Source organism: Celeribacter baekdonensis, from assembly GCF_900102315.1.
GTDB classification, from domain to species: domain Bacteria; phylum Pseudomonadota; class Alphaproteobacteria; order Rhodobacterales; family Rhodobacteraceae; genus Celeribacter; species Celeribacter baekdonensis.
On the sequence record NZ_FNBL01000002.1, the window covers coordinates 182,554 to 208,443 of the forward strand.

Sequence of the window (25,890 nt, forward strand, 5' to 3'; positions counted from 1 at the left end):
CTACCTTGGAACGTCAGAAGATCAGCCCTCGCGCGGCACTTCCTTAAGCCCAAGTTGGCGCGCCGCCGCCAGAGACAGGATGTCGCTGTCGACCCCTTGGTCCGATTGATAGGCGCGGATGGCGCGTTTTGTCGCGAAATCCATCCGCCCATTCGCAGCCCCCGCGTGATAGCCCCGCACCGACAGCGCACGTTGCAGTGACGCGATGAACTCGGGCGTCAGCTCCTCTTGGCACAGGGTCTCAAACCACAATTCCTTGCGCTCGCGCACAATCTTTTGCCGGGTTTCCGTGCGGTAGACGGCGGGGTAGGAAACGGTGCCATTGGCCTCGATTTGTGGCGGTTGCACCAAAACCTGCTCTGTGACGGTTTCGATGATCGCGGGGGTGACGTGCCGCCCGTAACAGGTGTTTGGGTCGGCTCCCGGTGGCGCGCCGGGCGTTTCTGAGGCGCGCATGATGCCATCTTCCGGGGCGCTTATCTGGCAGGCGGCCAAAAGTCCCGCCAGAATGAAAAGCGGCAATCGGGCGGGAAAAGGGAGCTGTTTCATCGGCTTGCCTGTCTGCTTTGCCCCTTTGTGGGGTTGTTTGGAACAAGTCTACCGTGAAATTCAGATTTTCCAAAGGGTTTGAATGGTATCGCCTTTGGGAGGACCTGTCAGAGAGCGAGACGGCACACAGGCGCGGTCCCGTGCCTGAAATATAGGCGCGCGGGTTGTCTCGGCACCAACCGGACCACAGGGCGCGACGCAATGGCCCTTTTCACCGGGAAACTGACAGGCTAAGCCTGTGGCAACACGAAGAAATGCGAGAGAAGGACAAGCCTATGGTCAAGATCACCTATGTCGAATTTGGCGGCACCGAACATGTTGTGGACGTGCCGGTGGGGCGCACCGTGATGGAAGGCGCGCGCGACAATGGCGTGCCGGGCATCGACGCTGATTGCGGCGGGGCTTGTGCCTGTTCCACCTGTCACGTCTATGTCGCGCCTGAGTGGGTCGAAAAAATCCCCGCGAAAGACGACATGGAAGAGGATATGTTGGATTTTGCCTATCAACCCGATCCGGTGCGGTCGCGCCTGACCTGTCAGATCAAAGTGACCGATGCGATTGACGGTCTCGTTGTCAACCTGCCCGAAAAGCAAATCTGATGCTGCGTCTGGCCGCGGCTTTTGTGCTGGCGGCCAGCCCGCTTGCCGCCACCGAGATCACGAATGATATCACCGCCGCGCGCTACATTGAGCCGACGGATGTCTACGGCCATGGTGCCGTGGCGGGCGGTGAATATGCGCGGATGCGTGTGACGTTGAGTGACGGCACCGAGCGCAATGTGTCTTTCAAGAAAAGCATTTTCGAGGATACCGCACCGCGCCTGCATGATTTCGATGGCGATGGCTCCCCCGAAATTGTCACCGTCGTCAGCGGCTTTGCCACCGGCGCTTGGGTGCAGGTCTGGTCGCTCAATGCCTCCGGCGCGCTGATCCCGGCCAAATCCAATGCCCCCATCGGTGCGCGCCACCGTTGGCTCGCGGTCGTGGGCATTGCCGATTTTGACGGCGATGGCACCGATGACATCGCCTATATCGACCGCCCGCATTTGGCCAAAGAGCTGGTGATCCTTCCCGTCGATTTGGCGGGGTCGGGGATGTTGGATACTACCGCACGCCTTGCCGGCCTGACCAACCATCACTTTGGCTCCGCCGAAATCGAAGGCGGCATGCGCGACTGTTCCGGGCAAGTGCCGGCGATCGTCACCGCCAATGCGGACTGGTCGCAGGTCATGGAAACCAGATTTGAGGATGGTCAGTTGGCCACCAAACCCGTTGCACCCTATACCGGGGCCGACAGCTTTGCGCCCTTCCTGATCTGTCCGTGATGCGACCATGATGCGCCTGTGATGCGCGTCTGAGGCACAGCGCGACGCCTTTCGGAAACTTAACCGCCCGAAACAGCCGCAAATTTGCCCCTGCCGTGCGTTTTGGCTCTGGCATTCGCTGTCGGCTGTGCCAAAACGCCTCGACCCTTAAAAGAAAGATCGAGGACTTTGACATGACCTCCCATGTGCTGACCGTGACCTGCCCCTCCAAGCGTGGAATCGTGGCCGCGATTTCTGGCAAACTGGCGGAGCTTGGCTGTAACATCACCGATTCCGCGCAATTCGATGATCCGGGCACCGATCAGTTTTTCATGCGGGTGAGTTTTGTCTCAGAAACCGGCCTGACCCAACCTGAACTGGCGCAGGGATTCGTGCCCGTGGCCGAGGCCTTTGACATGCATTGGGCGGTGCAGGATGAGGCCAAAAAGATGAAAGTCGTGATCATGGTCTCGCGCTTTGGTCATTGTCTCAACGATCTTTTGTACCGCTGGCGGATCGGAGCCTTGCCGATCGACATCGTTGCCGTGGTGTCAAATCACATGGATTATCAGAAGCTTGTGGTGAATCACGATATTCCTTTCCACTGCATCAAAGTGACGAAAGAGAACAAACCCGAGGCCGAAGCCGCGATCATGCAGGTGATCGAGGACACAGGCGCCGAACTGATTGTTTTGGCGCGCTATATGCAGATTCTGTCGGATATGATGTGCCAACACATGTCCGGTCGGATCATCAATATCCACCACTCCTTCCTGCCGTCTTTCAAAGGCGCGAACCCCTATAAACAGGCGTTTGAGCGTGGGGTGAAACTGATCGGAGCGACGGCGCATTATGTCACCGCCGATCTGGACGAAGGTCCGATCATCGAACAGGACACGGTGCGGATCACCCATGCACAATCCTCGGAGGATTACGTCTCTTTGGGCCGTGACGTCGAAGCCCAGGTGCTCTCTCGCGCGATCCATGCCCATATCCACCACCGCGTGTTCATCAACGGCAATAAAACGGTGGTGTTTCCGGCCTCTCCCGGCAGCTATGCCTCCGAACGGATGGGTTAAGGGGCGAAAAGGGGCTCTGCCCCTCGTCCGGGCAGCACGCTGCCCCGCCTCACCCCGGGATATTTTAAGACAAAAGAAATGACCCTCCGCTGGAGGAGAGCGGAGGGCCTTCTTCCGTCACGGTCATCGGCGTCCCCGCCTGTACCGTGGGATCATCCTCGCGCATTAACCTTAATGAGCGGTGAACCGGTGGCTTCTTTTGTCTCAAAATATCTCGGGGGTTTTGGGGGCTGGCCCCCAATGTGAGGCAACATGGGGTTGGCGACCGCATAAGACACGGAAAAAGGCGTGCCGTTCGAGCACGCCTCTGTTCTGTCGCGACAGCCAGTGTTTGGGCTTTTACACCAAAGTTCCAAACCGGAGGGCCATTCGAGCCAGTGGTGCATTTCGCACCTTGGTTTATCGCAGGGTAAGGTTAAAATTCCCCTAACCATACTCTGCGCATGTCTTACAGTGCCCGCCAGCCAATATCAGTGCGGTTGAAGCCGCCCGGCCACTCGATCCCGTCGATCATCGCATAGGCACGATCACGGGCTTCTTTTAGGCTCTCGCCGCGCGCCGTCACGTTCAACACACGGCCCCCCACGGACACAATCGCCCCGTCTTTGACGGCAGTGCCCGCATGGAACACCATGTTTTTGCTGTCCTCAGGCAAAGTGTCCAAGCCTTTGATCACAGAGCCTTTTGCGTAAGCGCCAGGATAGCCATTCGCTGCCATCACCACGGTGATTGCGTGATCATCGGCCCAATTGACTTGGGCCTGATCCAATCGGCCCTCAGCGGCCGCCAGCAACAGATCAAGCGCCTGCGCACCGAGCCGCATCATCAACACCTGACATTCCGGGTCGCCAAAGCGGCAGTTGTATTCAACAAGGCGCGGTTGGCCGTCTTTGATCATGAAGCCCGCGTAAAGCACGCCCTGATAGGGCATCCCGCGCTTGGCCATTTCCAAAACGGTTGGTTTGACGATCTCGTCCATGGCTTTTTGGATGACGCTGTCGCTCATCACGGGGGCTGGGGAATAGGCGCCCATGCCGCCAGTGTTCGGCCCGGTGTCACCATCGCCGACGCGTTTGTGGTCTTGCGCCGTGCCGATGGGCAGGACGTTCTCGCCATCACAGAGGATGAACCAAGAGGCCTCTTCGCCCTCCATGAACTCCTCGATCACCACTTCGGCCCCTGCCGCGCCAAATTCGCCGCCGAACATGTCGTCAATGGCGTCCAAGGCGGCCTGTTCGTCCATTGCCACGATCACGCCTTTGCCTGCGGCCAAGCCGTCGGCTTTCACCACGATTGGTGCACCTTGGGCGCGGATGTACTCTTTGGCAGGTGTGGCCTCGGTAAAGCGGGCGTAGCCAGCGGTTGGTGCGCCGGAGGCGTCGCAAATCTCTTTGGTAAAGGCTTTGGACGCCTCCAATTGTGCCGCCGCTTTCGAGGGGCCAAAGGTCAACACGCCAGCGGCGCGCAAATCATCCGCGACCCCAGCGGCCAAGGGGGCTTCTGGACCGATGATGACAAAATCAATCGCATTCTCTTCGACAAACCCGACCACCGCCGCGCCATCGTTGATGTCAAAATTTGCGCATTCGGCGATCATTTCGATCCCCGCATTGCCGGGGGCGACGATCAATTTGCCGCATTTCGGGTTTTGCATCACAGCCCATGCCAAAGCATGTTCGCGCCCGCCACTGCCCAAGATCAGAATGTTCATTCTCGCGTCCCCGCTTTTCATCCGGTTTCCGGCGTTTTAGGGTGAGTGAACAGACGACACAAGCGTGAGCACCCCTATGTCCGAGCTTTTCGAAGAGGACGGCCCACAAGGCCCGTCAAATGCGCCCGAATTCACCGTCTCCGAACTGTCGGGTGCGGTGAAAAAGATCATCGAGGGCGAATTTGGCTTTGTCCGGGTGCGCGCCGAGGTTGGGCGGGTGTCACGGCCACGTTCGGGACATTTGTATTTCGACCTCAAGGACGACAAATCCGTGATCAATGCGGTGAGTTGGAAGGGGCAGGTTTCCAAGATGCAGGTCCAGCCCGAGGAGGGGATGGAGATCATCGCCACGGGGCGGATGACCACATTTCCGGGTGGATCGCGCTACCAGATCATCGTCGATCATGTCGAACCGGCGGGTGCGGGCGCCTTGATGGCAATGCTTGAAAAGCGCAAAGCGGCCTTGGCCGCAGAGGGTCTGTTTGATCCGGCGCGCAAGCAACCTATCCCCTATTTGCCAAAGGTGATCGGTGTGGTGACCTCGCCTTCCGGTGCGGTGATCCGCGATATTTTGCACCGTCTGCGCGACCGTTTTCCGCGCCATGTGTTGATCTGGCCCGTTGCTGTTCAGGGCCAAAACTGCGCCGCCGAAGTGAGCCGTGCGATCGAAGGCTTTAATGCGCTGTCCAAAGATGGGCCGATCCCGCGCCCGGATTTGATCATCGTCGCGCGGGGCGGTGGCTCGGTCGAGGACCTGTGGGGATTTAACGAAGAGATCGTGGTGCGCGCCGCGGCGGCCTCCCGCATTCCGTTGATCTCCGCCGTGGGGCACGAAACCGATACGACGCTGATTGATTTCGCGTCTGACATGCGCGCGCCAACGCCCACAGCCGCCGCCGAAATCGCCGTGCCGGTGCGGCGCGAACTTTGGGTCACGTTGCAAGAGACGCGGGCGCGGATGGAGCGGGCGCTGAGCCTTGGCGTGGCGCGTCGGCGGCAACGGTTGAGCGATCTCTCTCGGGCTTTGCCGCAGCGCGGGCGGCTTTTGGATGGGCCGCGTCAGCGCGTCGATCAGGCCGAGGCGCGGCTTAATCAGGCGTTGATCACCTCGGTGGGCAATCGGCGGCTGAAACTGTCCGAACGTTCCGCCGTCTTGCGGCCCACCTTGTTGCGTGGGATGTTGAAACGCGGGCAGGAGAAAACGGTGATCCTTGGCGGTCGTCTCAGCCCGGCTCTGGCCCGTGCCGTGGCGCAAAAACGCCGTGATTTTACGAGTGCCACCAAAGGTTTGGACCCGATGCGCCTCTCGCGTTATACGGTTCAGGCACGGTCGCAATTGGATCAACTCGCGGCCCGGTTTGAACGCGCCTCAAAGGCCCAGACCGAGCGCTGGCGCGGGGCGTTGGATCGCCGGGCCGGGATGCTTGAGGCGCTGTCTTATCAAAAGACGCTGGAGCGTGGCTATGCTGTGGTTTGGGATGCCTCAAACGGGGTTGTGACCTCGGCCAAGGACGCGAGCCGGATGCATGAGGTGCAATTTGCCGATGGCCGGGCGCGGATTGGCGGCGGCGTGGCTGTGGCCCCGGCACCTGCTAAGACGAAAAAGCCAAAAGGTGGCGGGCCGGATCAGGGGTCTTTGTTTTAACGGGGCCGAGGTTTTAACGGATCAGACGCCGACTTGCGGACCCATGCAGGACAGCGGCCCGTCGCTGGCCCAGGCCTCGTAGAGTTCGGTGCCACTTTCGCCTTGGAACACCGCCTTTAACTTGTCGCTCTCGACAAAGAACTGCCAGCATTGCGGGGCGGAGCCGTCTTCGTAGACGAAACAGATGTTTTGCCCGGATTCGTACCAGATGCCCTCTTTGCAGGTGTCTTGGTCAAAGGCCCAGCGGACGCGGTTGCCGGGCAGGTATTCTTCGGCGCCGTACGGTTGGCCGTCCTCGGCAAAGGTCAGGGTCTTGCCGGTGGCATAGGCTTCGAATTCCGCGCCGGTCAGCGGGTCAGAGCCCGCCGGTGCGGCGAAAGCCGAAGCGGCGACGGTCAAGATCACGGGGGCCAAACAGGCCGGGAGGGACAGCTTTTTCATCATTTGGAAACCATGCCACAGCATTGCGTTTAGCTCCATTCACATTCTTAACATCTGGTTAACTGGCGAAACATCAGGTGAGCCGGTCAACGCGGGGTGGGGGCGGTGTCTGCGTCGGAGATCAGCCGCGCCACCCGTTTGTCCATCACTTTAAACCAAAGCGGCGGGATCAGCGCGAGTGTCGCCATGGCCGGTAATGAGCGTGGCAGTCGCGGCATGTCATCTGACAATTCAAGCGCGATATAGGGTTTCATCGGATGGGCGTGATGATCGGAATGGCGCGGCGCATTGAGCATCAAAAACGAGGTGAACCATTGCGGGCTGTTCCACGAATGCGCGGGGCCGACGGGTTCATATTTTCCCTCTGAAACCTCTGTTCGGCGCAACCCGTAATGTTGAACATAATCCGAGAGCATCAATTGCGAAGAGGCGTAGCCCGCGAGCAATATATATTTGAAAACCCCCAACATTCCGCCGATTTGAAAGGCGATGAACAGACAGATCATTGCCCCGCCGACATAGAGCGCATAGGGGTGTAGATCGGTGCTGTCAGAGCGCGCGCGCAATGCGGTTTCTTCGCGCAATCCAGCCTTGAAAGACCCGATCCACGCGCGTGGTAAAAACCGGTAAAAGCTCATGCCAAGGGGCGCGGAATTGGGGTCGTTCGGCGAGGCGGCATAGCGATGATGGACGCGAACATGGGCGGTGGCGTGATGGCCGAACAACAGCGTGATATAGACCCAAGTGCCCAGCCGCCGCAGCGTTCGATCCGAGCGGTGGATCAGCTCATGAGCGTTGGAATTGGACACCTGACCAAAGAACAGGCCAAAGCCAAAAAACATGAACACCCGTTCCCAAAGAGTAAAAGGTCCGACAGAGAGCGCCCAGACCGCCAAGGCCATCATTGCAAAATGCGAAATGGCCAGAACAGTGGACAGGGCATTGGCGTCGGGAAACTCGGCCTCTGGATCGGCAGGATCGCGGGCAAGGCTGACCAGTTGATCAAAGCCATAGGCCAGTACGGTCATGTAAAGAAACCCGGCCACGGCCCATAGTCCGCCAAACAGCGCGCCCAGTGACAAAAGCGCGACGGGGGCGAGGGTGGACAGAGCAAAAAAGCGAATGATGTGAGCGGTTTTGGCGGGATTGGAACTCATGGACGCACCTTCAGGAATGTGCAGACTATAGGCGGTGTGAGGCATGGGTGCAAAAGCATTAGGGCGTGCCCGTCAAAGAGGGTGGGGAGGACCGGAACGGTGCAGTTTGACATAGACCTTGGTGGCGGGACGGCTGTGGTGGTTCTTGTGGCGATTCTTGCGGCGCTGGCCTATCTGCCCCTCACGTATCGCGACAAAACACTCTGGCACAGCGCGCTCAAAACCGTGCCTGTCGCGATGTTTGCAGGGAGTGCGGCGGCGCAGGGCGCGCCGGGGCTTTTGGTGGCGGGCTTGGCGCTTTCGGCCCTGGGCGATTGGGCGTTGTCGCGTTCCTTTGAGCGGGCGTTTATGGCCGGATTGGTGAGTTTTGCCCTCGCGCATCTGTGTTATCTTGGTCTTTTCATCGGCTTGGTCGAGACGTGGCGCATCCTTCCCGTGATCCTCTTGATTGGCTTTGCTCTTTCAAGCGAGCTTTGGCTGGCGCCCTTCACGGGGCACATGCGTTGGCCTGTGCGGGTCTATGTGGGTTTGATTTGCGCCATGGTGGTGGCGGCGTTGAGCCTGCCTGATCTGTTCCGCTTGGCCAGTGTCGGCGCGCTGCTGTTTATGGCCTCCGATTTGATCCTTGCGCTTCAGATGTTTCGCATGTCGCCGGACACCAAACGGGCGCGCTGGGCGGGCTATGCGCTTTGGACCCTGTATATCCTTGGGCAAATGACGATTCTTTTCGCCTTTGTTGGGGTCAAACCGCATGGCTAGGGCTTTTCTAAAAGGCCAAGACCGATTAAGTGAGCAAGGAACGGAGGCCCTATGTCGCTATTTTCGAAACTGAAATCTCGCCTGATGAAAACCTCGTCGAAACTCGACGAGGGGCTTGAGGCGATTGTCGAAGATGGTGGTGTGGAAAGCAGTGCGGATGAGGCGATTTTGACCGATCCGGTGGTGCCGGAGGGCGTGCCGATTGAGCCGCCACTGGAGCAGCCCGCGCCGATCCCTGAAACATTTGCGCCGCAAACGCCGATTGAGGCGCCCGACGAGACGCCGATTGAGATCCCGCGTGCGGTGACACCGTTGGAAATCCCGGTTGAGACCGTTGTGAACGAGGCTCCCGAGCCGAGTGCAACCGCGAATAAGCCGGGGTTGGTTGGGCGTCTTTTGGGCCGAAAAGAGACCCAGCCGGTGCTGCGTCGCACCCTTGATGATGCGATGTTGGAGCAGCTTGAAGAGCTGTTGATCACCGCCGATATGGGGGTTGAGACCTCGATGCGCGTCACTGCCGCGATGGCCGAGGGGCGGTATGGCAAAAAGCTTTCCGTCGATGAAATCAAGCGCCTGATGGCCAGTGAAATTGCGCGAATCATGGAATCCGTGGCCAAGCCGATGCCGCTTTATCCCAAGACCCCGCAGGTGGTTTTGGTGGTGGGCGTCAACGGATCGGGCAAAACCACGACCATCGGCAAATTGGCCAGCCAATTCAAAGCCGCCGGGAAAACCGTGGTGATCGCCGCGGGTGACACGTTCCGCGCCGCGGCTGTCGAACAGTTGCAAGTTTGGGGCACACGCGCGGGCGTGCCGGTTTTGACCGCGCCCGAGGGCTCTGATCCCGCCTCCTTGGCCTTTGACGCCATGACCAAAGCCGAAGAATTGGGGGCCGATCTGTTGATGATCGACACCGCCGGACGGTTGCAAAACCGCGCCGATTTGATGGAAGAACTGTCCAAAATCGTCCGGGTGATCCGCAAAAAGGACGCCACCGCGCCGCACAACACATTGCTTGTGTTGGACGCGACAACCGGGCAAAACGCGATTTCACAGGTTGAGATTTTCCAAAAGCTCGCGGATGTCTCCGGCCTTGTGATGACGAAACTCGACGGCACGGCGCGCGGTGGTGTGCTTGTGAGCCTCGCCGATAAGTTCGGCCTGCCGATCCATGCGATTGGGGTGGGTGAGCAAATCGACGACCTTGCGCCGTTTGACCCCGAAGATTTTGCCAAGGCCCTGATGGGTCTGGAGGTTTGATGTTAGAAATTCTGCACGCAATCGGCCCGGGCAACTGGGTTTCGGGCGGTGACGTTGTTGAGCGTCGCGAATCCATGCAGGAGCTGTTTTTCGATCACCCGGTGTGCCCGGAGGAGACCGAAGAGGACTGGCCCGATGATCGTCAACTCTACGCCGAAATGGTGGTGGTTGAGGGCGAGCGTTTGGTCGGCACTGCGATGTTGGTGGTCGATCCCGAACGCGAAGACCGCCCGGCGCGGATTTGGGGCATGGGGGTTTTGCCGGCGTTTCGCACGGATTTCATCATCCAAACCTTGGAGGAAACGCTCATTCGTGCCGCCCATCTTGATCCGGCTTACCCGTTTATCGAGGCCACGGATGGCGCGCTTGTGCCCAATCCCTATTCGGACATCGAAGGCCTGCGCGAGCGTCGCGGCCCGCTTGCCGCCTGATTGCAGCCAGAAGCGCGCATGGTGTTTGCCCTCTCATGGCCCCCCTGTCTCATGGCCCTGTCTCATGGCCCCTGTGCGCTTAATCCTCTGGCCCTTTTCAATGGGCTTCTGTAGCAGGGCGCTATGAGCAGTTGGATCCTATCCCTTGAAGGCACAGAGGCCGGTCACCAAGCAGCCCTCACTTTGGCTTTGGCAGCGGCGTTTTTGCACGCCTTGTTTGGCGCGCTGCAAAAGGGACGGCATGACCCGTGGATGTCTCGGGGCGCGATGGATTTTTTCTATTGCATCATTGCGGCGCCTTTTGCGCTTTTCGTGGTGCCATGGCCCGAACCGCATATGTGGATCATTTTTGCGGGCATGTTTGTCATCCATATGGGCTATAAAGTCGCCCAAGGTTACACCTACACCAAAGGCGCTTATACCGTGGTCTATCCGGTGGTGCGCGGCACCGGGCCGTTTTTCGCGGTCATCGGCGCGGGCTTGGTCTTTGGCGAACATTTCACCTTGATCCAATGGTCGGGGGTGATGGTGTTGATTGCCGGGATTTTCGGCCTTGCCGTTTACAACCTGCGCACCATCACATTGGGCCGCGAGACCATGGTGCCCGCCCTGATGTTGGCGGTTTTGACCGGGTCTTTCGTGGCGCTTTACACCACCTATGACGCCTACGGCATCCGCGCCACCGCCGATCCGTTCACGTTTTTGGCGTGGTTCTTTTTCCTTGACGGTCTTGTGATGCCGGTTGTTGCCGCGTTGCGCTATCGTCAGATGGTCGAAAAGCCCGCGCTCGGCCCCTTGGCGCTGCGTGGGTTCACCGGCGGCATCGTGGCGTATTTTTCGTTTGGCTGCATCATGTTGGCCACACGATTGGACAATGTCGGCGAAGCCGCCGTGTTGCGCGAAACCTCGACCGTATTTGCGGCCTTGATTGGCTGGATCGTTTTGGGCGAAAAGGTCGGACCGCGTCGTTTGGCGTTGATGACCTTGATTGCGGTCGGTGCGATCATAGTTGAGATGGGTGGATAAAGGACAGAACATGCCAGAAGACGCACCAGAGACGATCGCCGAAAAAAAGCTCAATCCTGTGGTCAAGACCGTGCTCGAAATGGGGCCGATCTTGGCGTTTTTCGCGGGCTATGTAATCTTGAAAGACAAGGTGTTTACCATCGCGGGGACGGAATATTCCGGGTTTATCGTGATGACCGCCGTGTTCATCCCGCTTTTGGCAGCATCGACTTTCGTGCTGTGGCGGCTGACCGGAAAGCTCTCCGTCATGCAGATCATGACGCTCGTGTTGGTCGTGGTCTTTGGCGGGTTGACGATCTGGCTCAATGACGAACGGTTTTTCAAAATGAAACCGACGATGATTTACCTGCTGTTTGGCGGGGCTTTGGGCGTGGGCTTGCTGCGCAGCCAATCTTATCTGTCGCTGGTGCTGGGCGAGGTCATGCCGTTGGATGCGGAGGGTTGGAAAAAACTCACCTTTCGGATGATGTTGTTTTTCTTCGCGCTCGCCGTGGCCAATGAAGCGATTTGGCGGACGATGGAGACCGACACTTGGGTCAAATTCAAAACCTTTGGCCTGCCCATCGCAATGATCGCGTTTTTCATGGCCCAAGGCGGCCTGATGAGACGCCATTCGACCGAAGACGACACCCCCAAGGACAAAACGCCAAAGGCCTAAGGCTCAATTCCCGGTCGCAGTGTAAGGCAGATAGGCAATCGCGAGGGCGGCGTTGCCGGTCAGCGTCAGCCCGTCAATCAAAACATCCTGACCGGGCGCCCCCGCCACGATGTCGTTGAGCAACTGGCCCGAGGCAATGATTGCCAAGAGTTCGGGTGATTCCAGCATGGCAAAATGCCCAAGCATCCCGGCCCCCGGCGCGTTGGTGACATCAAGCACCAAAACGCCCATGTCGCGCAGTGCGCCGATGTCATCTGTGGCCCCCACACGCGGATGACCGCCTGTCAGGATCGACGAAATCTTAAGCGCGGAATCGCGACGCGAGGCCACAACGGCCAGTTCCACGCCATAGGGTGCCACATCTTCGACCTGACGGCGAAACACATCGACGTCGATATCGGCATCAATCAACACCACGCCGTTGAGCGCGTCCAATGTGCGTCGATCTCCCTCCAAAGCCAGCCGTTTGAGCGCCTCCATCGTCAACAGGCCACCCATCGAATGGGCCAGAATGGTGAGGCTTTGCGCGTCCGATTTGGCCAGCTCTTTGATCGCATCGGCCAAGGCGCGGCGGGCATAAAGCACCGAATCCCGGTCATAGGCATATTGCGACACCCGGCCCGCAGAGGGCCATGAAAACGCCACCATAGGTTCGGTCATCTTGAAATCGGTGGCGATCTGTGCGGCGCGAAACACCGCACTGGCATAGGAGACGTTATAGCCATGCACGAACAAAATGACGCCGCGATCACCCTTGGGACGGCGCGCGATTTGGGCGTTTAAATCGGCGCGAAACGGGGCAACACCGTCATAGGCTTTGCTCTGCGCGACAAAAAATTCGCGTTTGGGATCAATGTTGCGCCTTGGAAACGAGAAATGGCCCGGTTTGCGCTCAGGCGGAACGGAAATCGTGTAGTTGCGATAAAAGACCGCGTCGGAGCGCCGACCTTCAAAGGCCTCATGCGCGTCGGGCGAGACCGTGCGGTTGGTGAGGACAAAAATGTCCTGAGTGCGCTCAGGCGTGAGACCCGGCGGGCTGTTGATCAGCGGTTGCGCGCAGCCGGTGAGAACAAAAGCGCCGCCGCTCAACAGAATGTGCCGCCGGGTGACTGTCACGTTATGTGCCTTTTGAGCTGCCAAAGAGGATCTTTTGCGCGGCCTTGTCATTGGCCGTGTCCGTGCGCCGCTCGGCCCCAAGGGCACGACCGCGTTGCACCGCAGGGCGCGCCGCGATCCGGGCGAGCCAGCGGGCGAGATGGGGTTTGTCGTCCAAGGTTTGCTCTTGGCCTTCCCACAGGGACGCCCAAGGCCAAATCGCCATATCCGCGATGGAATAAAAATCGCCAGCAACGAATTCTTCTTCGGCCAAACGCCGATCCAAAACGCCATAGAGCCGCGCGACCTCGTTGCGGTAGCGGTCTTTGGCATAGGGCAAATCGTGCGGCGGTTCCATTTTGGGCGCGTATTTGAGGAAATGATGCGCCTGTCCGGCCATTGGGCCAAGCCCGCCCATCTGCCACATCAGCCACTGATCTACGGCGACTTGGTCGCGTTCGCCACCGCCATAAAAGTGACCGCATTTGCGCGCCAGATATTGCAAAATCGCCCCGGATTCAAAAATCGAAATCGGCCGACCGCTTGGCCCTTCGGGGTCATAAATCGCGGGCATCCGATTGTTGGGAGCGTGTTTCAAAAACGCGGGATCAAATTGCTCGCCCGCACCAATGTTGACGAATTTGACCTCATAAGGCAGGCCCATTTCCTCAAGCGCGATAGAGATTTTCCAGCCGTTCGGCGTCGGCCAATAAAAGAGCGTAATGGGAGTGTCGATCATGAAAACGGTTCCGTGCGGTCATCAAAGGAAAGAGGGTGGGAAGGATGGCCTCAGGATGACGCTTTGCGCGAAAAGGACAAGAGCGAAGCTGTGCGATGGCCCCGGAAAAGACGCGAATAGCGTGGGGCAGGGGCGTCAGACATCAGATGTTTCAACAATCCGATGGGAAGCTGTTCGGGATGGCGCAGTGCGGTGCGGTACAGATCAAAAACCCCGTCGCGCAGATAGGGTGACCAATGGCACACGCGTTTGTCCGCTTCGGGGATGGTATAGCCCAATTGCGCCAAACAGGCCCGCGTCCCCGCATCGTCAATCTGAAGATCGCACCAGCCGCGCAGCTCTTGGCCAAGCCCGGACCCCAGTGTGCGCGACGCGCCATGATCGGGGGTCAGGGCCAGTTCGGCCATCAGATCGAACAGATCATTTTCGCGTGAGGTTACGTTGATCACCTCGGCGCTGCGCCCGGCGGCGCTGTCCATGGCAAAAAGTGCTGTGCTGCGAAACTCGGCGGCGGCCAAAAGAATCACTCGGCCCACGGCACCCTCAGACAGATGCGGCAGTGCCGACAGGGCCACCCGCGCGCCCAGCGAATGGCCGATCACATGCACCGGACGCTTGATGGTCCAAATCAGCCGTGCCAAGGCCTCGCCTGCAAGACGGGCCTGCGCGTATGCCTGCCAAATCGTGCCGCGCGCCTCCCAGCCCATGGCGATGCACAGGCCTTCGTCCGCCTCCCCGCTGCCAAATCCAAGACCGCGTGGCCAACTGAGCGCCTTTGGGCTGTCCGTGCCGGGATCGAGCGCAAGGATATGATCATGCGGGTCATGTCGGGGCACATGGGGCGAAAATTTATAGCCGTGGATGCAAATCACCACCGGTGCCTGCGCGGGGATTGCCGCCAAGGCGCGCTCTAAAGCGTCCTTGGTCCGGGACGCAGGGAAAGGGCCGTCGACATTGAGTTGCATGAGGGGCATGGACGCCGCTCCCCTGGGTTCGATATGCGCCGATAACTGCACATAGTCTGCGTGGGGTTTGTCACGATGCTGCGACATCGGAGTGAATCTTTGTTAACGGTGCCGCGCGCAGTTGACAGAGTGTCGCAGGGTTTGTACCCCACCAGATGTGGCGATTTGTTCTCCGGATTGCGGGCCACAGGGGTGCTCTTGCAAAGGGCATGCCGAAAATATTCCGCTAAAGAGGTCAGGACGAGACGCTGGGTTGGATGACCCGCCGCGCCCCCGCTCTTGATCGAGAGGGGGCTTTTTTGTTGGCGGAAGGGAACCGTGAAATGAGCAACGCGAAGAGCAAAACCAAGAACACTACGGGGTGGAAAACCCGCACGAAACTCGTGCATGAGGGCATTCGGCGCAGCCAATATGGTGAAGTGTCCGAAGCCCTTTTCCTGACCCAGGGCTTTGTTTATGACACGGCTGAGGCGGCGGAAGAGCGCTTTGTGTCGCTGGGCGAGGATGAGTTTATCTACGCCCGCTACGGCAACCCGACGACCCGCATGTTCGAGGATCGCATGGCCTCTTTGGAAGGCTATGAGGACGCGTTTGCCTGTGCCTCTGGCATGGCCGCCGTCAACGGCGCGCTCATGGCTTTGCTCAAAGCCGGGGACCATGTGGTGTCTTCGCGTGCGCTCTTTGGCTCCTGTCTCTATATTCTCGAAGAGGTTTTGGGGCGCTTTGGTGTTGAGATCACCTTGGTCGATGGCACCGATCTGGACGCGTGGCGCGCGGCCATTCGCCCCGACACGGCGCTGGTGTTCCTTGAAAGTATTTCCAATCCGACTTTGGAGGTCATCGACCTCAAAGCCGTGTGCAATCTGGCCCATGCGGTCGGTGCCAAAGTCGTGGTCGACAACGCCATGTGCACACCGATCTTTTCCTATGCGGCTGAGGCGGGCGCGGATTTGTCGGTCTATTCCACCACGAAACATGTGGACGGGCAGGGGCGCTGTTTGGGCGGGATGATTTGCGGCTCGCGCGATCTGATCCGGGGGCCGATTGAGGCCTATCTCAAACACACCGGCGGTGCGATGAGCCCGTTCCATGCCTGGGTGCAACTCAAGTCGATGGAAACGCTCGACCTGCGGGTGCGGCAACAGGCGACGACGGCTTTGGCCGTGGCCGACGCGCTTGATGGGCATCCGGCGCTCAATGCTGTGCGTTATCCGACCCACAAAGCCCACCCGCAATATGATCTGGCCAAATCGCAAGCGGAGGCGGGCGGCACCGTGTTGACGATTGACGTCAAAGGCGGCAAGGAGGCTTGCTTTAAGTTCCTGAATGCCTTGGATATTTTCACCATCTCCAACAATTTCGCGGATGCCAAATCCATCGTCACCCACCCGGCGACCACCACGCACCAACGTCTGCCGCAAGAACAGAAAGACACGTTGGGCATCACGCCGGGCATGGTGCGCGTGTCGCTTGGGCTTGAAGATCCTGACGATTTGATCGCCGATCTGCGTACCGCTTTGGATGCGTTGTGATCTGACGGCGTTTCTCCCACGTATCTGTTGGTAACGGGCGCAAGACGCCCTATATCAACCGAAACAGCCTTTTGGGGGAGTGCCCATGAACATGTACCCAAGCGATCTTGAGACCTCATCAGAGCGGGCCAAAGCCGAGGCGGCTTTGGCCGTTTTGCGTGATTGGGCCACCCGCGCCACGCCGACCGAAGTGGCCGAACTTGACCCGGCGATTTCGCGGCTTTTGCCGGAGGCGGATGATTTCGCCAATTACCCGGCGCTGCGGCGCGCCTATCCTGAGGATTTCGAGGCCTCGGAGGCCTATCGCGACACGCTGCCCGACCTGCAAAACGGACCCGAAAGCCTGATCAAGGGCGCGAAAAGGCAGATCCAACATGTCGGGATTTCGAATTTCCGTCTGCCGATCCGGTTTCACACCCGCGACAGCCATGATGCGGGGGGCGATCTGACGCTTGAGACTTCGGTCACCGGCACGGTCAGTTTGGAGGCAGAGAAAAAGGGCATCAACATGTCCCGGATCATGCGTTCTTTCTACAAACATTCCGAGCGCACCTTTTCCTTTGACGTGATCCAAGCCGCCCTGCGCGATTACAAAGCTGATCTCGACAGTTTCGATGCCCGCATTCAGATGCGGTTTTCCTTCCCGGTCAAACGCGCCTCGCTGCGCTCTGGCCTGAGCGGGTATCAGTATTACGACATCGCTTTGGAACTGGTGGAGACCAAAGGGAAAATGACAGAAATCATGCATTTGGACTATGTATACAGCTCCACCTGCCCCTGTTCTCTTGAACTTTCCGAACATGCGCGCCGCACGCGGCAGCAATTGGCCACACCGCATTCACAGCGCTCCGTGGCGCGGATTTCGGTCGAGGTGCGCGATCAGCCGGACACGCTTTGGTTTGAGGACCTGATTGATCTGTGCCGTGCGGCTGTGCCGACCGAGACGCAGGTCATGGTCAAACGCGAAGACGAACAGGCCTTTGCCGAACTCAACGCCGCCAATCCGATTTTCGTCGAAGATGCGGCGCGGTTGTTTGCGCAAAACCTCGAAAATGACCACCGGATCGGCGATTTTCGCATCATTGCCTCGCATCAAGAAAGCCTGCATTCCCATGACGCGGTGTCGGTTCTGACCGAGGGCGACACGTTCGCGGCGCAAAGCCTTGATCCGAAACTCTTTGCCACACTTTTCCACGTTGGTTGATCGCAACAGCGCCTGTTCTTATGCCTGTCCTTGACATGCGGAAGTTGCACAGCCAAGCCTTGCCGCTATGACGGATCTGCGGCCTGTAGGATATGTAGTCGGAACGCTCGTGGCCCTTTTGGGGCTGACGATGGTGATCCCATTGTTGGTCGATCTGGCCTATGGCAATGCCGAATGGGGCGTGTTTTTGGAGGCGGGCGTGGTCACCACCGTGGCGGGCGTGTCCATGGCTTTGGCCTGTGCCAATGGCAAATCCGAAGGCCTGTCCATCCAGCAAATGTTCCTTTTGACCACGCTGATCTGGCTCATCTTGCCGATCTTTGGTGGCATCCCCTTTATGCTCGGCGCGACCGAGGCCGGGTTTACGGACGCGTTTTTCGAGGCGATGTCGGGGATGACCACCACCGGCTCCACGGTGTTCTCCGGTCTGGATGATCTCCCCGAGGGGCTGTTGCTCTGGCGGTCGATGTTGCAATGGTTCGGCGGCATCGGGATCATTGTGGTCGCCATGGTGTTCCTGCCCGAATTGAAAGTCGGCGGGATGCAGGTGTTTCGCTCCGAAGCCTTTGATACGGATGGCAAAGTCTTGCCCCGCGCCGCCGAAATTGCCTCGCGGATTTCGGTGATTTACGTCTGGCTCACCGTCGCCTGTTTCATCGCCTATCTGGTGGTTGGGATGAGCGGGTTTGACGCGATCAACCACGCGCTGACCACGCTCTCCACCGGTGGGTTTTCGACCCGCGACGCCTCTTTCGGGGCTTTTCAGGGCCCGGCGGAATATGTTTCGTCGTTTTTCATGATCCTCGCCAGCCTGCCGTTCGTGCGCTATGTGCAATTGATCGCGGGCAGCGCCAAGCCGTTTTGGCGCGACACCCAAATCCATGCGTATTTGGCGGTGATTTTTGGCCTCACCCTGTGTTTCGCGGCCTACCGGCTGATCGTCAACGAAGACCATTTTGAACACTCCTTTCGCGAAGGCCTGTTCAATGTCACTTCGATCATTTCCGGCACCGGCTATGCCTCGGTCGACTACCAGCTTTGGGGCGCCTTCCCCGCCGTCGCGTTCTTTTTCATCGGCTTGATCGGTGGCTGCGCGGGCTCGACGGCCTGTTCGATCAAAGTGTTTCGCTATCAGCTTTTGTTCGCTTCGATGCGGGCGCAAATTCGCAAGATTCACAGCCCAAACGGCGTCTTCACCCCGCGCTACCAAGGCCGGCCTGTGTCAGAGGATGTGCTCTCCTCGGTCATGGCGTTTTTCTCGTTTTTCATCGTCACTTTGGGTATCACATCGGTGCTTTTGGCGGCGACCGGATTGGACCTTGTGACGGCCGTGTCGGGCGCGGCCACCGCACTTGCCTGTGTCGGGCCGGGGCTTGGGGACATCATCGGGCCTTCGGGTAATTTCGCCTCGCTGAATGATCCGGCAAAATGGGTTTTGGCCCTTGCCATGTTGGTCGGGCGGCTTGAGGTCATGTCGGTATTTGCACTGTTCACCATCCGGTTTTGGCGGTCATAATCCCCCCACATACAACGTTTGGGAGACCACGCATGTCTGAGACACCGAATACGCCCGACACTGACCCGCACGTGTTGAGTTATCACCGTGTGCGCCAAGCGCTTGGGGCTGTTGCGTTGCTGCTGCCATTGAGTTTGATCCTTGGTGGGTTGGGGGTGGAGGGCGGTTTGCGTGACAGCCTGTCCAATTACTTTTTCTCGCCCCTGCGCGAGGTTTTTGTCGGCGCGCTTTGGGCCATTGGCGTGTTCTTGATGTCCTACAAAGGCTACGCGCGGCGCTCAGATGAACGGTTCTCCGATCAGGTGCTTGCCCGGATTTCGGGCCTCTCGGCCTTGATGGTTTCGGTGTTCCCATCGCTCGAAGATTGCCCTGTGAAGACTGAGATCTGTGTCTTGCCGGAGCGCACCGTGACCCAAATTCTGGTGCACACCGGACCCTCGGCATGGGTGCACAATATGTCCGCCGTGGTGTTCTTTCTTTGTCTTGTGGTGTTCTGTTTGGTGCAGTTCCCCAAAACCACCGACCTGGCCCGCCGCCGCATCTATCGCGCCTGTGGCTATGGCATTTTGGCGACGCTGGTGTTGATCACCTCCGCCTTTTTGGCGGCGCGTTTGGGCGGTGACGCGGCGGCGGATTTTGTCTCTCGGCACAATCTGATTTTCTGGGGCGAGGCCTTGGGCGTTTGGATTTTCGCTTTGGCGTGGTTGACCAAAGGCAAGGCGGATCAATCTGCGATCCGTTTGATGCGCACCATCGTGCCCGGTGTCTAGGGGGCATCAGTCACGCATCCCATAAAAAAGCCCCGCAAAATGTGCGGGGCTTTGCATTTTTGAGGGGGCTGACCTAAAGCGTTCCGCCACAAACCTGACTCACGGGTTTATGGCGGAACGCCCACACCATTGATATGTCTGGCAGCGTCACGCCTTTCCCCTGTCTCAGGATAAAGGCGTGACGCTTTAGTTCCAGCAGCTCACCAAGACCGTCAAATCGCGGCCCACCGTGACCAATTCGCTATCCGACATATCGCGCGCCGCGTCCGAGGCCGACACGGCGATGCCATTGTTTGAGAGGAAGGTCGCGAGTTTTTCCATGTCATAGGCAAAGGCAACATCATTGGGCAGGGTGCGGGCCTGCGCCTCGGAGAGGGCGTCTTTGTCAACCAACATGCCGATGACCGCGCCTTGACCGTTCAAAAGCGGTCCGCCCGCTTCGCCCGGCAGCGTGGACATGGCCAAACGCAACAGGTCCTCTTCGCCATTCAGGCCTTTGTGCTCGGCCAAAAGGCCATAGTTCAGCGTCGGCGCGCCGAGGCGGCCCTCATAGGCAAAGCCCGACACCGACACTTCGGACTGAAGCCGGGGCAGGTGGCTGTCGAATTGGGCGACAGAGAGGGGGGCGAGAGATTCGGACGGGGTCAAAAGCGCCATGCCGCCTTGGGTCGCGGTGACCGTGGCCTCATAGCTGTCGTCCAAGGTGATTTTCGCGCACTGCGCCACCAGAGCGGCAGAGGTCAAAACCGCGCCGGAGGCATTGACGTAAAAGCCGCTTCCGGCGGCCTCAGGGCGGCGAATCTCAAGCCCTGCCATCAGGTCGATGTCCTGCGTGGCTCCGTCGCCATAGGCATCGGGCAGCACGCCGTCGATCGGGGTGAAAGAGGTTTGCATCGCCGCAAGCGCCATCTCGCGGCGTTGTTCGTCCCCTGCTGGCCAAATCAGGGTCCAGCCTTTGACGGTGCCATTCACCAACCGCGCCTCGGTGTGTGAGACGATGTTGGAATTCATTCCGGTCAGGGTGAAGGATTTGCTGTCGCGGTTGCGCGGGCCGTCCATGGGGACGATCTCAAGCGTCTGCATGATCTCATACAGCCCGCCCAACGTCGCCTCATCGCCGGTTTGCGAGATCAACATGACCTGCACATCGGAGCCATTTTTGGCAGAGTATTTGGCAAAGGGCGGCGTGTAAGCGTCAAAACCCACCATGCCGGTGGGCAGGGTGATGGCAATGCCCGCCACATCGTCGGTGACGGGGGCCAAGGACAGGCTGTCGATGACGTTGTTGTAGGCGGCCAAAACGGCACCGCGTTGGCGGGTGGTCAACACGCCGGTGACGTCATAGCCATTGGCGGCCTGCCAATCGGACATGGCGCGCCGCGTGCCGGGACCAAAAGCGCCGTCGATGCCGGAGTTATACACACCCGCAAATTTCAACGCGCGTTGCAACGCCTCGCGTGCCGGGCGGTCCAGATCGCGTTCGGATTGCCGGGCTTGGGCCGGGGTTTCGTCGATCTCCACCGGGGTCATCGCGGTGTCGATGATGTGTTCCTCTGCCAGCGCGCTCCCGACCGTGTCCGCAGGCGCCATCGGGGTGACGGGGGTCAATGTGGCGACATTGACGCCAACGGGCCAAAACGGTTGTTGAAAGCGGTCGCCCTCGGTCAGATAGCTGTCACCGGGAATGATGCCTTGAGCGCGCAGGTTGCGGCGGGCCGCTTCGGCTTCGGCCTCGGTCGCGTAGGGGCCCAAGGCGATGGCGTGCCAGCGGCCCGGAAGGTTAAATCCGACGACATTTGGCAGCTTCGCGGCATAGCCTTGCGCCGCGTCGGTGGCTTGGGTCAGGGTCGGCTGTGCTTCGACCTGAATCCATTGTTGGGCGTTGGCCGCAGTGAAAGACAACGTGGCGGCAAGTCCAAATGGGACTGCGGCGAAAAACCTATGCATAGAAACCCTTACTTGCTGATGACTGGGCTTGGCCCAATTCTTGTAACTTTTCGCAAAGAAACCATGTTTTACGGGAAGGTCAACAAACAACCCGGTGAGATGTGACGGAAAAAAGTCAGGTGTGGCAGGCAAATCCGCCTGAATGTGCCAGAATGCAGCCGAGATGCGCGTGTGGGTGCCCCTTTCGATTGACGCCCCGTCGGCTCTTGGCTAGTGAGAAGCCGCGTTTCCCAAGCTCCGAAAGCTGAGAGTACTCCATGTCTGAGATGACCGAAAAACCGCGCTCCTTTCAGGAGATCATCCTACGGCTTCAGGCCTATTGGGCCGCAAAGGGCTGTGCCATTTTGCAACCTTATGACATGGAAGTGGGGGCGGGGACCTTTCACCCGGCCACGACCCTGCGCTCGCTCGGCACAACGCCTTGGGCCGCCGCCTATGTTCAGCCGTCGCGTCGTCCGACCGATGGCCGCTATGGCGAAAACCCGAACCGTTTGCAGCATTATTATCAGTACCAAGTGCTGATCAAACCGTCGCCCCCTGATCTTCAGGACCTCTATCTTGGCTCTTTGAAAGCCATCGGCATCGACACCGATCTGCATGACATTCGCTTTGTCGAGGATGATTGGGAATCTCCGACCCTTGGCGCGTGGGGACTGGGCTGGGAAGTCTGGTGTGACGGCATGGAAGTGTCGCAGTTCACCTATTTCCAACAGGTTGGCGGCCATGATTGCCGCCCGGTCTCGGGCGAGTTGACCTACGGGCTTGAGCGTCTGGCGATGTATGTTTTGGGCATTGATCACGTCATGGACATGCCGTTCAACGACCCGCAATCGCCGATCCCGCTCACTTACGGTGACATCTTTAAACAGACCGAAGAAGAATATTCGCGCCACAACTTTGACGCCGCCAACACCGCGATGTTGCTCAAACATTTCGAAGAGGCGGAGGCCGAATGCCACGCGTTGCTCGCCCATGACGCGCTGGACCCGAAAACCGGCAAGCGTATCATCATGGTCCACCCGGCCTATGATCAATGCATCAAGGCCTCGCATCTGTTCAACCTCTTGGATGCGCGCGGTGTGATCTCTGTCACCGAACGTCAGGCCTATATCGGGCGCGTGCGCACATTGGCCAAAGCCTGTGCCGATGCCTTTGTGCAAACCACGGCGGGTGGTTACACCGCCGAGGCAGCAGCGCAATGAACGGCAAATTCGTCGCAGGTGGCATCGTGTTGACAGCAATCGTTTTTGGCGCGGGTCTCTATTACTCGCAAATCTACGCCTACTATAAACCGATCGACGCCAATGCCCCCGCCGCCACCGTGCGCCTGACCACGTTTGACGGCGGGGCTGAGGATATTTTGGCCGAGGATTTCAACGGCATCGACGCCGACACGTCGCCGATCAAATTCCGCGCCTGTTTCACCACGCCGCTCTCATTGCCAATGATGACCGAGACCTTCAAACCCTATACGGACGCGGCCCCTTTGGTGGCGCAGAAATGGTTTGACTGTTTTGACGCCGCACGCATTGGTGCCGACATCGAATCCGGGGCCGCCGTGGCGTTTTTGGGCGAAGAAAACGCCCCCTACGGCATCGACCGCGTGGTCGCCATCTACCCGGATGGGCGCGGCTATGCCTGGAACCAAATCAACCATTGTGGCGCGGCCGTGTTTGACGGCGATCCTGCGCCTGCGGATTGTCCCGCCGCGCCAGAAGGAAACTGATCCATGCCCGATTTGCTGATCGAACTCTTCTCTGAGGAAATCCCGGCGCGGATGCAAAAGCGCGCCTCTGAGGATTTGAAATCCCTTGTCACCAACGGTTTGGTCGAGGCGGGGTTGACCTATGCCTCTGCGGGCGCGTTCGCCACGCCACGCCGTTTGGCCTTGTCCGTTGAGGGGCTGTTGGCCGCCTCTCCGACCACGGTTGAAGAGCGCAAAGGCCCCCGCGTTGATGCGCCCGAAAAGGCGCTTGACGGCTTTCTGCGCGGTGCGGGTGTGACCAAGGACGATTTGGAAATCCGCGACGAGAAAAAGGGCCAGGTCTATGTCGCCAAGATCACCAAGCCGGGCCGTCCGGCAGCGGAGATTGTGGCCGAGGTTTTGGAAAACGCGATCCGCACTTTCCCATGGCCCAAAGCGATGCGTTGGGGCAATGGCAACCTGAAATGGGTGCGTCCGCTGCATTCCATCGTCTGTCTCTTGTCTTCTGAGGAAGGCGCCGAAGTGGTGCCGTTGGAGATCGACGGGATCACCGCGGGCAACACCGTTTGGGGCCATCGCTTCATGTCCAAAGGCGCGTTCAAGGTCTCCGGCTTTGACGATTATGTGACGAAACTCAAACAGAATTTCGTGGTTTTGGACCCGAATGAGCGCGCCGATCACATCTGGCATGACGCCACCACCCAAGCCTTTGCGCAGGGCCTTGACGTCGTGGATGACAAAGGCCTTTTGGCCGAGGTCGCGGGGCTGGTCGAATGGCCGGTCGTGTTGATGGGCAACATTGATGACGCTTTTTTGGGCCTGCCGCCTGAGGTGCTTCAGACTTCGATGAAGGAACACCAAAAATTCTTCTCCGTGCGCAATCCTAAAACCGGCCGGATCGAAAAATTCGTCACTGTGGCCAACCGCGAAACGGCGGACAATGGCGTGACGATTTTGGCGGGCAACCAAAAGGTGCTCTCCGCGCGTCTCTCAGACGCGAAATTCTTTTGGGAAAATGACGTGCGCACCGTTGAGCGAGAAGGGCTTGAGGCCATGGGCGCGCCCTTGGTCAATGTCACCTTCCACAACAAACTCGGCTCTCAGTCTGAGCGCATTGCCCGCATCGCCGCTTTGGCCCGCGAGATCGCGCCCATCGTCGGGGCCGATGCGGATGAGGCCGAGTTGGCGGCAAAGGTCGCCAAGGCCGATCTGTCCTCTGAAATGGTCTATGAGTTCCCCGAGCTGCAAGGCATCATGGGGCGCTACTACGCCAAGAAAGCCGGGCTGTCTGACGCCATCGCGGACGCCTGCCGCGACCACTACTCGCCGCTTGGCCCGTCCGACGACGTGCCGACCGCCCCGGTCTCCGTCGCCGTGGCTCTGGCCGACAAGCTCGACACGCTGACAGGCTTCTGGGCGATTGACGAGAAACCCACCGGATCGAAAGACCCGTTCGCGCTGCGTCGTGCAGCGCTTGGGGTTATTCGGTTGGTGTTGGTGAATGATGTGCGTTCGCCTCTGATGAGAATTGTGATGCCTTTGATCGCAGAATTTGAGCGACTAGAGCACGATAAGATTAGTCATGAAGAACGCGACTACGAGGAGCAAGTTGCGAATTACTGTGGCGTAACCATTGAGCAGCTTACTGAGTATCGGATTCAAAGTGGTAAAGTTATTACAGCGGAATCTGACTCTGAGAAGTGGGAAGCGGCCATGGATCGAATTTTTGGAGGAGTCGATTGGTCCCAAATTGGGCTGCCTGGGGAAACGACTTCGCGCGACCTCCTCGCCTTCTTCCATGACCGCCTGAAAGTGTTCCTGAAAGACGAAGGCATCCGCCATGACGTGATCGACGCCTGCCTTGCCATGCCCGGCAATGACGACATCACCCTTCTGGTCAAACGCGCCCGCGCGCTCTCGGAAACGCTTGCCACCGAAGACGGCAAAAACCTGATCCAAGGCTTCAAACGCGCCAACAACATCCTCACGCAAGCCGAGGAGAAAGATGGCGTTGAATATTCCTTTGGCCCGGACATCAAATTCGCCGAAAGCGATGCGGAAAAGGCGCTGTTCGCCGCACTTGATACAGCCGAGGCCGCGATCAAACCCGCCATGGAGATTGAGGATTTCGCCGCCGCCATGTCCGCCATGGCCGCGATGCGTCCGGCGGTCGATGGGTTCTTTGAGGCGGTTCAGGTCAATGCAGACAATGACATTCTGCGCCGCAATCGCTTGAACCTTTTGGGTCGTATCCGCGACATCTGTCTTAAGGTCGCCGATCTGACCAAGCTAGAGGGCTAAGTCCCGGTTTTGACGCCATGGCTTTTGATGTGAGCGCAAACCTTTCAGTTGCGCTCACGCCCCTCCCAAGCGTACCCTGCGCCACAAAGGGAGTGCC

General features: G+C 59.0%; 24 protein-coding genes. 16 read left to right on the plus strand and 8 right to left on the minus strand.

The genetic code is table 11. From position 1 onward, the window contains the following. Window positions 1–21: 21 nt before the first annotated feature. Window positions 22–549 (minus strand): peptidoglycan-binding domain-containing protein, encoded by a 528-nt coding sequence (locus BLT54_RS05045; protein WP_074641869.1) that lies wholly within the window; start codon window positions 547–549, stop codon window positions 22–24. A gap of 275 nt (window positions 550–824) precedes the next feature. Between BLT54_RS05045 and BLT54_RS05050 the strand changes: the two genes are divergently transcribed. From BLT54_RS05050 to purU, 3 genes are all read left to right on the plus strand, one after another. Then, window positions 825–1,148, plus strand: a complete 324-nt coding sequence (locus tag BLT54_RS05050) for a 2Fe-2S iron-sulfur cluster-binding protein (RefSeq protein ID WP_074641871.1) — start codon at window positions 825–827, stop codon at window positions 1,146–1,148. Continuing rightward, window positions 1,148–1,873 (plus strand): FG-GAP repeat domain-containing protein, encoded by a 726-nt coding sequence (locus BLT54_RS05055; RefSeq protein ID WP_074641873.1) that lies wholly within the window; start codon window positions 1,148–1,150, stop codon window positions 1,871–1,873. Before BLT54_RS05050 ends, BLT54_RS05055 begins: the two co-directional genes overlap by 1 nt. A gap of 173 nt (window positions 1,874–2,046) precedes the next feature. Beyond that, window positions 2,047–2,931 (plus strand): formyltetrahydrofolate deformylase, encoded by an 885-nt coding sequence (gene purU / locus BLT54_RS05060; protein ID WP_074641875.1) that lies wholly within the window; start codon window positions 2,047–2,049, stop codon window positions 2,929–2,931. Window positions 2,932–3,379: 448 nt separating this feature from the next. On the opposite strand, the gene purD is transcribed toward purU, so the two are convergent. Then, the gene (gene purD, locus BLT54_RS05065; RefSeq protein WP_074641878.1) at window positions 3,380–4,642 is read right to left on the minus strand and encodes a phosphoribosylamine--glycine ligase; all 1,263 of its coding nucleotides are present in this window, start codon (window positions 4,640–4,642) and stop codon (window positions 3,380–3,382) included. Between the two features lie 76 nt (window positions 4,643–4,718). On the opposite strand from purD, the gene xseA reads away from it, so the two are divergent. Then, the gene (gene xseA, locus BLT54_RS05070) at window positions 4,719–6,287 is read left to right on the plus strand and encodes an exodeoxyribonuclease VII large subunit (RefSeq protein ID WP_074641881.1); all 1,569 of its coding nucleotides are present in this window, start codon (window positions 4,719–4,721) and stop codon (window positions 6,285–6,287) included. Window positions 6,288–6,308: 21 nt separating this feature from the next. Here xseA and BLT54_RS05075 read toward each other — a convergent pair whose 3' ends face one another. Both BLT54_RS05075 and BLT54_RS05080 read right to left on the minus strand, forming a co-directional pair. Further along, on the minus strand, window positions 6,309–6,767 hold the full coding sequence (locus BLT54_RS05075; protein WP_245707952.1) for a hypothetical protein: 459 nt from the start codon (window positions 6,765–6,767) through the stop codon (window positions 6,309–6,311). 47 nt (window positions 6,768–6,814) lie between these two features. Beyond that, window positions 6,815–7,885, minus strand: a complete 1,071-nt coding sequence (locus tag BLT54_RS05080) for an alkane 1-monooxygenase (RefSeq protein WP_074641883.1) — start codon at window positions 7,883–7,885, stop codon at window positions 6,815–6,817. A gap of 99 nt (window positions 7,886–7,984) precedes the next feature. Here BLT54_RS05080 and BLT54_RS05085 point away from each other — a divergent pair, with 99 nt between their 5' ends. From BLT54_RS05085 to BLT54_RS05105, 5 genes are all read left to right on the plus strand, one after another. Then, on the plus strand, window positions 7,985–8,644 hold the full coding sequence (locus BLT54_RS05085) for a lysoplasmalogenase (RefSeq protein WP_074641886.1): 660 nt from the start codon (window positions 7,985–7,987) through the stop codon (window positions 8,642–8,644). Between the two features lie 51 nt (window positions 8,645–8,695). After that, window positions 8,696–9,904: a signal recognition particle-docking protein FtsY gene (ftsY, locus tag BLT54_RS05090; protein ID WP_074641888.1), complete on the plus strand. Its 1,209-nt coding sequence runs from the start codon at window positions 8,696–8,698 to the stop codon at window positions 9,902–9,904. Next, window positions 9,904–10,335 carry a GNAT family N-acetyltransferase gene (locus tag BLT54_RS05095; RefSeq protein ID WP_074641890.1) on the plus strand — a complete coding sequence of 144 codons (432 nt, stop codon included), beginning with the start codon at window positions 9,904–9,906 and terminating at the stop codon, window positions 10,333–10,335. Before ftsY ends, BLT54_RS05095 begins: the two co-directional genes overlap by 1 nt. 123 nt (window positions 10,336–10,458) lie before the next feature. Then, window positions 10,459–11,361, plus strand: coding sequence for a DMT family transporter (locus BLT54_RS05100; protein WP_074641893.1), 903 nt, complete (start codon window positions 10,459–10,461; stop codon window positions 11,359–11,361). A 10-nt stretch (window positions 11,362–11,371) separates the two neighbouring features. Next, a complete protein-coding gene (locus BLT54_RS05105) occupies window positions 11,372–12,019 on the plus strand; it encodes an inner membrane-spanning protein YciB (protein WP_143026747.1) in 648 nt (215 codons plus the stop codon). A gap of 3 nt (window positions 12,020–12,022) precedes the next feature. On the opposite strand, the gene BLT54_RS05110 is transcribed toward BLT54_RS05105, so the two are convergent. From BLT54_RS05110 to BLT54_RS05120, 3 genes are read right to left on the minus strand one after another with little or no spacing between them, the layout of a single operon-like run. Continuing rightward, on the minus strand, window positions 12,023–13,135 hold the full coding sequence (locus BLT54_RS05110) for an alpha/beta hydrolase (RefSeq protein ID WP_074641894.1): 1,113 nt from the start codon (window positions 13,133–13,135) through the stop codon (window positions 12,023–12,025). A gap of 1 nt (window position 13,136) precedes the next feature. Continuing rightward, entirely contained in the window at window positions 13,137–13,853 is a 717-nt protein-coding gene (locus tag BLT54_RS05115) for a glutathione S-transferase family protein (protein WP_074641896.1), read from the minus strand. Window positions 13,854–13,903: 50 nt separating this feature from the next. Next, window positions 13,904–14,827, minus strand: a complete 924-nt coding sequence (locus BLT54_RS05120; protein WP_074641898.1) for an alpha/beta fold hydrolase — start codon at window positions 14,825–14,827, stop codon at window positions 13,904–13,906. A 314-nt stretch (window positions 14,828–15,141) separates the two neighbouring features. Between BLT54_RS05120 and metZ the strand changes: the two genes are divergently transcribed. The 4 genes from metZ (at window position 15,142) to BLT54_RS05140 (ending at window position 19,840) form a co-directional block, all read left to right on the plus strand. Beyond that, window positions 15,142–16,350 carry an O-succinylhomoserine sulfhydrylase gene (metZ, locus tag BLT54_RS05125; RefSeq protein ID WP_074642448.1) on the plus strand — a complete coding sequence of 403 codons (1,209 nt, stop codon included), beginning with the start codon at window positions 15,142–15,144 and terminating at the stop codon, window positions 16,348–16,350. A gap of 85 nt (window positions 16,351–16,435) precedes the next feature. Next, entirely contained in the window at window positions 16,436–17,554 is a 1,119-nt protein-coding gene (gene folE2 / locus BLT54_RS05130) for a GTP cyclohydrolase FolE2 (RefSeq protein ID WP_074641900.1), read from the plus strand. 67 nt (window positions 17,555–17,621) lie between these two features. Further along, window positions 17,622–19,070: a TrkH family potassium uptake protein gene (locus BLT54_RS05135; protein WP_074641902.1), complete on the plus strand. Its 1,449-nt coding sequence runs from the start codon at window positions 17,622–17,624 to the stop codon at window positions 19,068–19,070. Between the two features lie 32 nt (window positions 19,071–19,102). Further along, a complete protein-coding gene (locus tag BLT54_RS05140) occupies window positions 19,103–19,840 on the plus strand; it encodes a hypothetical protein (RefSeq protein ID WP_074641904.1) in 738 nt (245 codons plus the stop codon). A 186-nt stretch (window positions 19,841–20,026) separates the two neighbouring features. On the opposite strand, the gene BLT54_RS05145 is transcribed toward BLT54_RS05140, so the two are convergent. Beyond that, complete coding sequence (locus BLT54_RS05145) at window positions 20,027–21,787, minus strand: serine protease (protein ID WP_074641907.1); 1,761 nt, start codon at window positions 21,785–21,787, stop codon at window positions 20,027–20,029. A gap of 257 nt (window positions 21,788–22,044) precedes the next feature. Between BLT54_RS05145 and BLT54_RS05150 the strand changes: the two genes are divergently transcribed. From BLT54_RS05150 to glyS, 3 genes are read left to right on the plus strand one after another with little or no spacing between them, the layout of a single operon-like run. Further along, window positions 22,045–22,989: a glycine--tRNA ligase subunit alpha gene (locus tag BLT54_RS05150; protein ID WP_074641909.1), complete on the plus strand. Its 945-nt coding sequence runs from the start codon at window positions 22,045–22,047 to the stop codon at window positions 22,987–22,989. Next, window positions 22,986–23,513 (plus strand): DUF6446 family protein, encoded by a 528-nt coding sequence (locus BLT54_RS05155; RefSeq protein ID WP_074641911.1) that lies wholly within the window; start codon window positions 22,986–22,988, stop codon window positions 23,511–23,513. Before BLT54_RS05150 ends, BLT54_RS05155 begins: the two co-directional genes overlap by 4 nt. Window positions 23,514–23,516: 3 nt before the next feature. Beyond that, window positions 23,517–25,793: a glycine--tRNA ligase subunit beta gene (gene glyS / locus BLT54_RS05160; RefSeq protein WP_074641913.1), complete on the plus strand. Its 2,277-nt coding sequence runs from the start codon at window positions 23,517–23,519 to the stop codon at window positions 25,791–25,793. The last annotated feature ends 97 nt before the right edge of the window (window positions 25,794–25,890 follow it).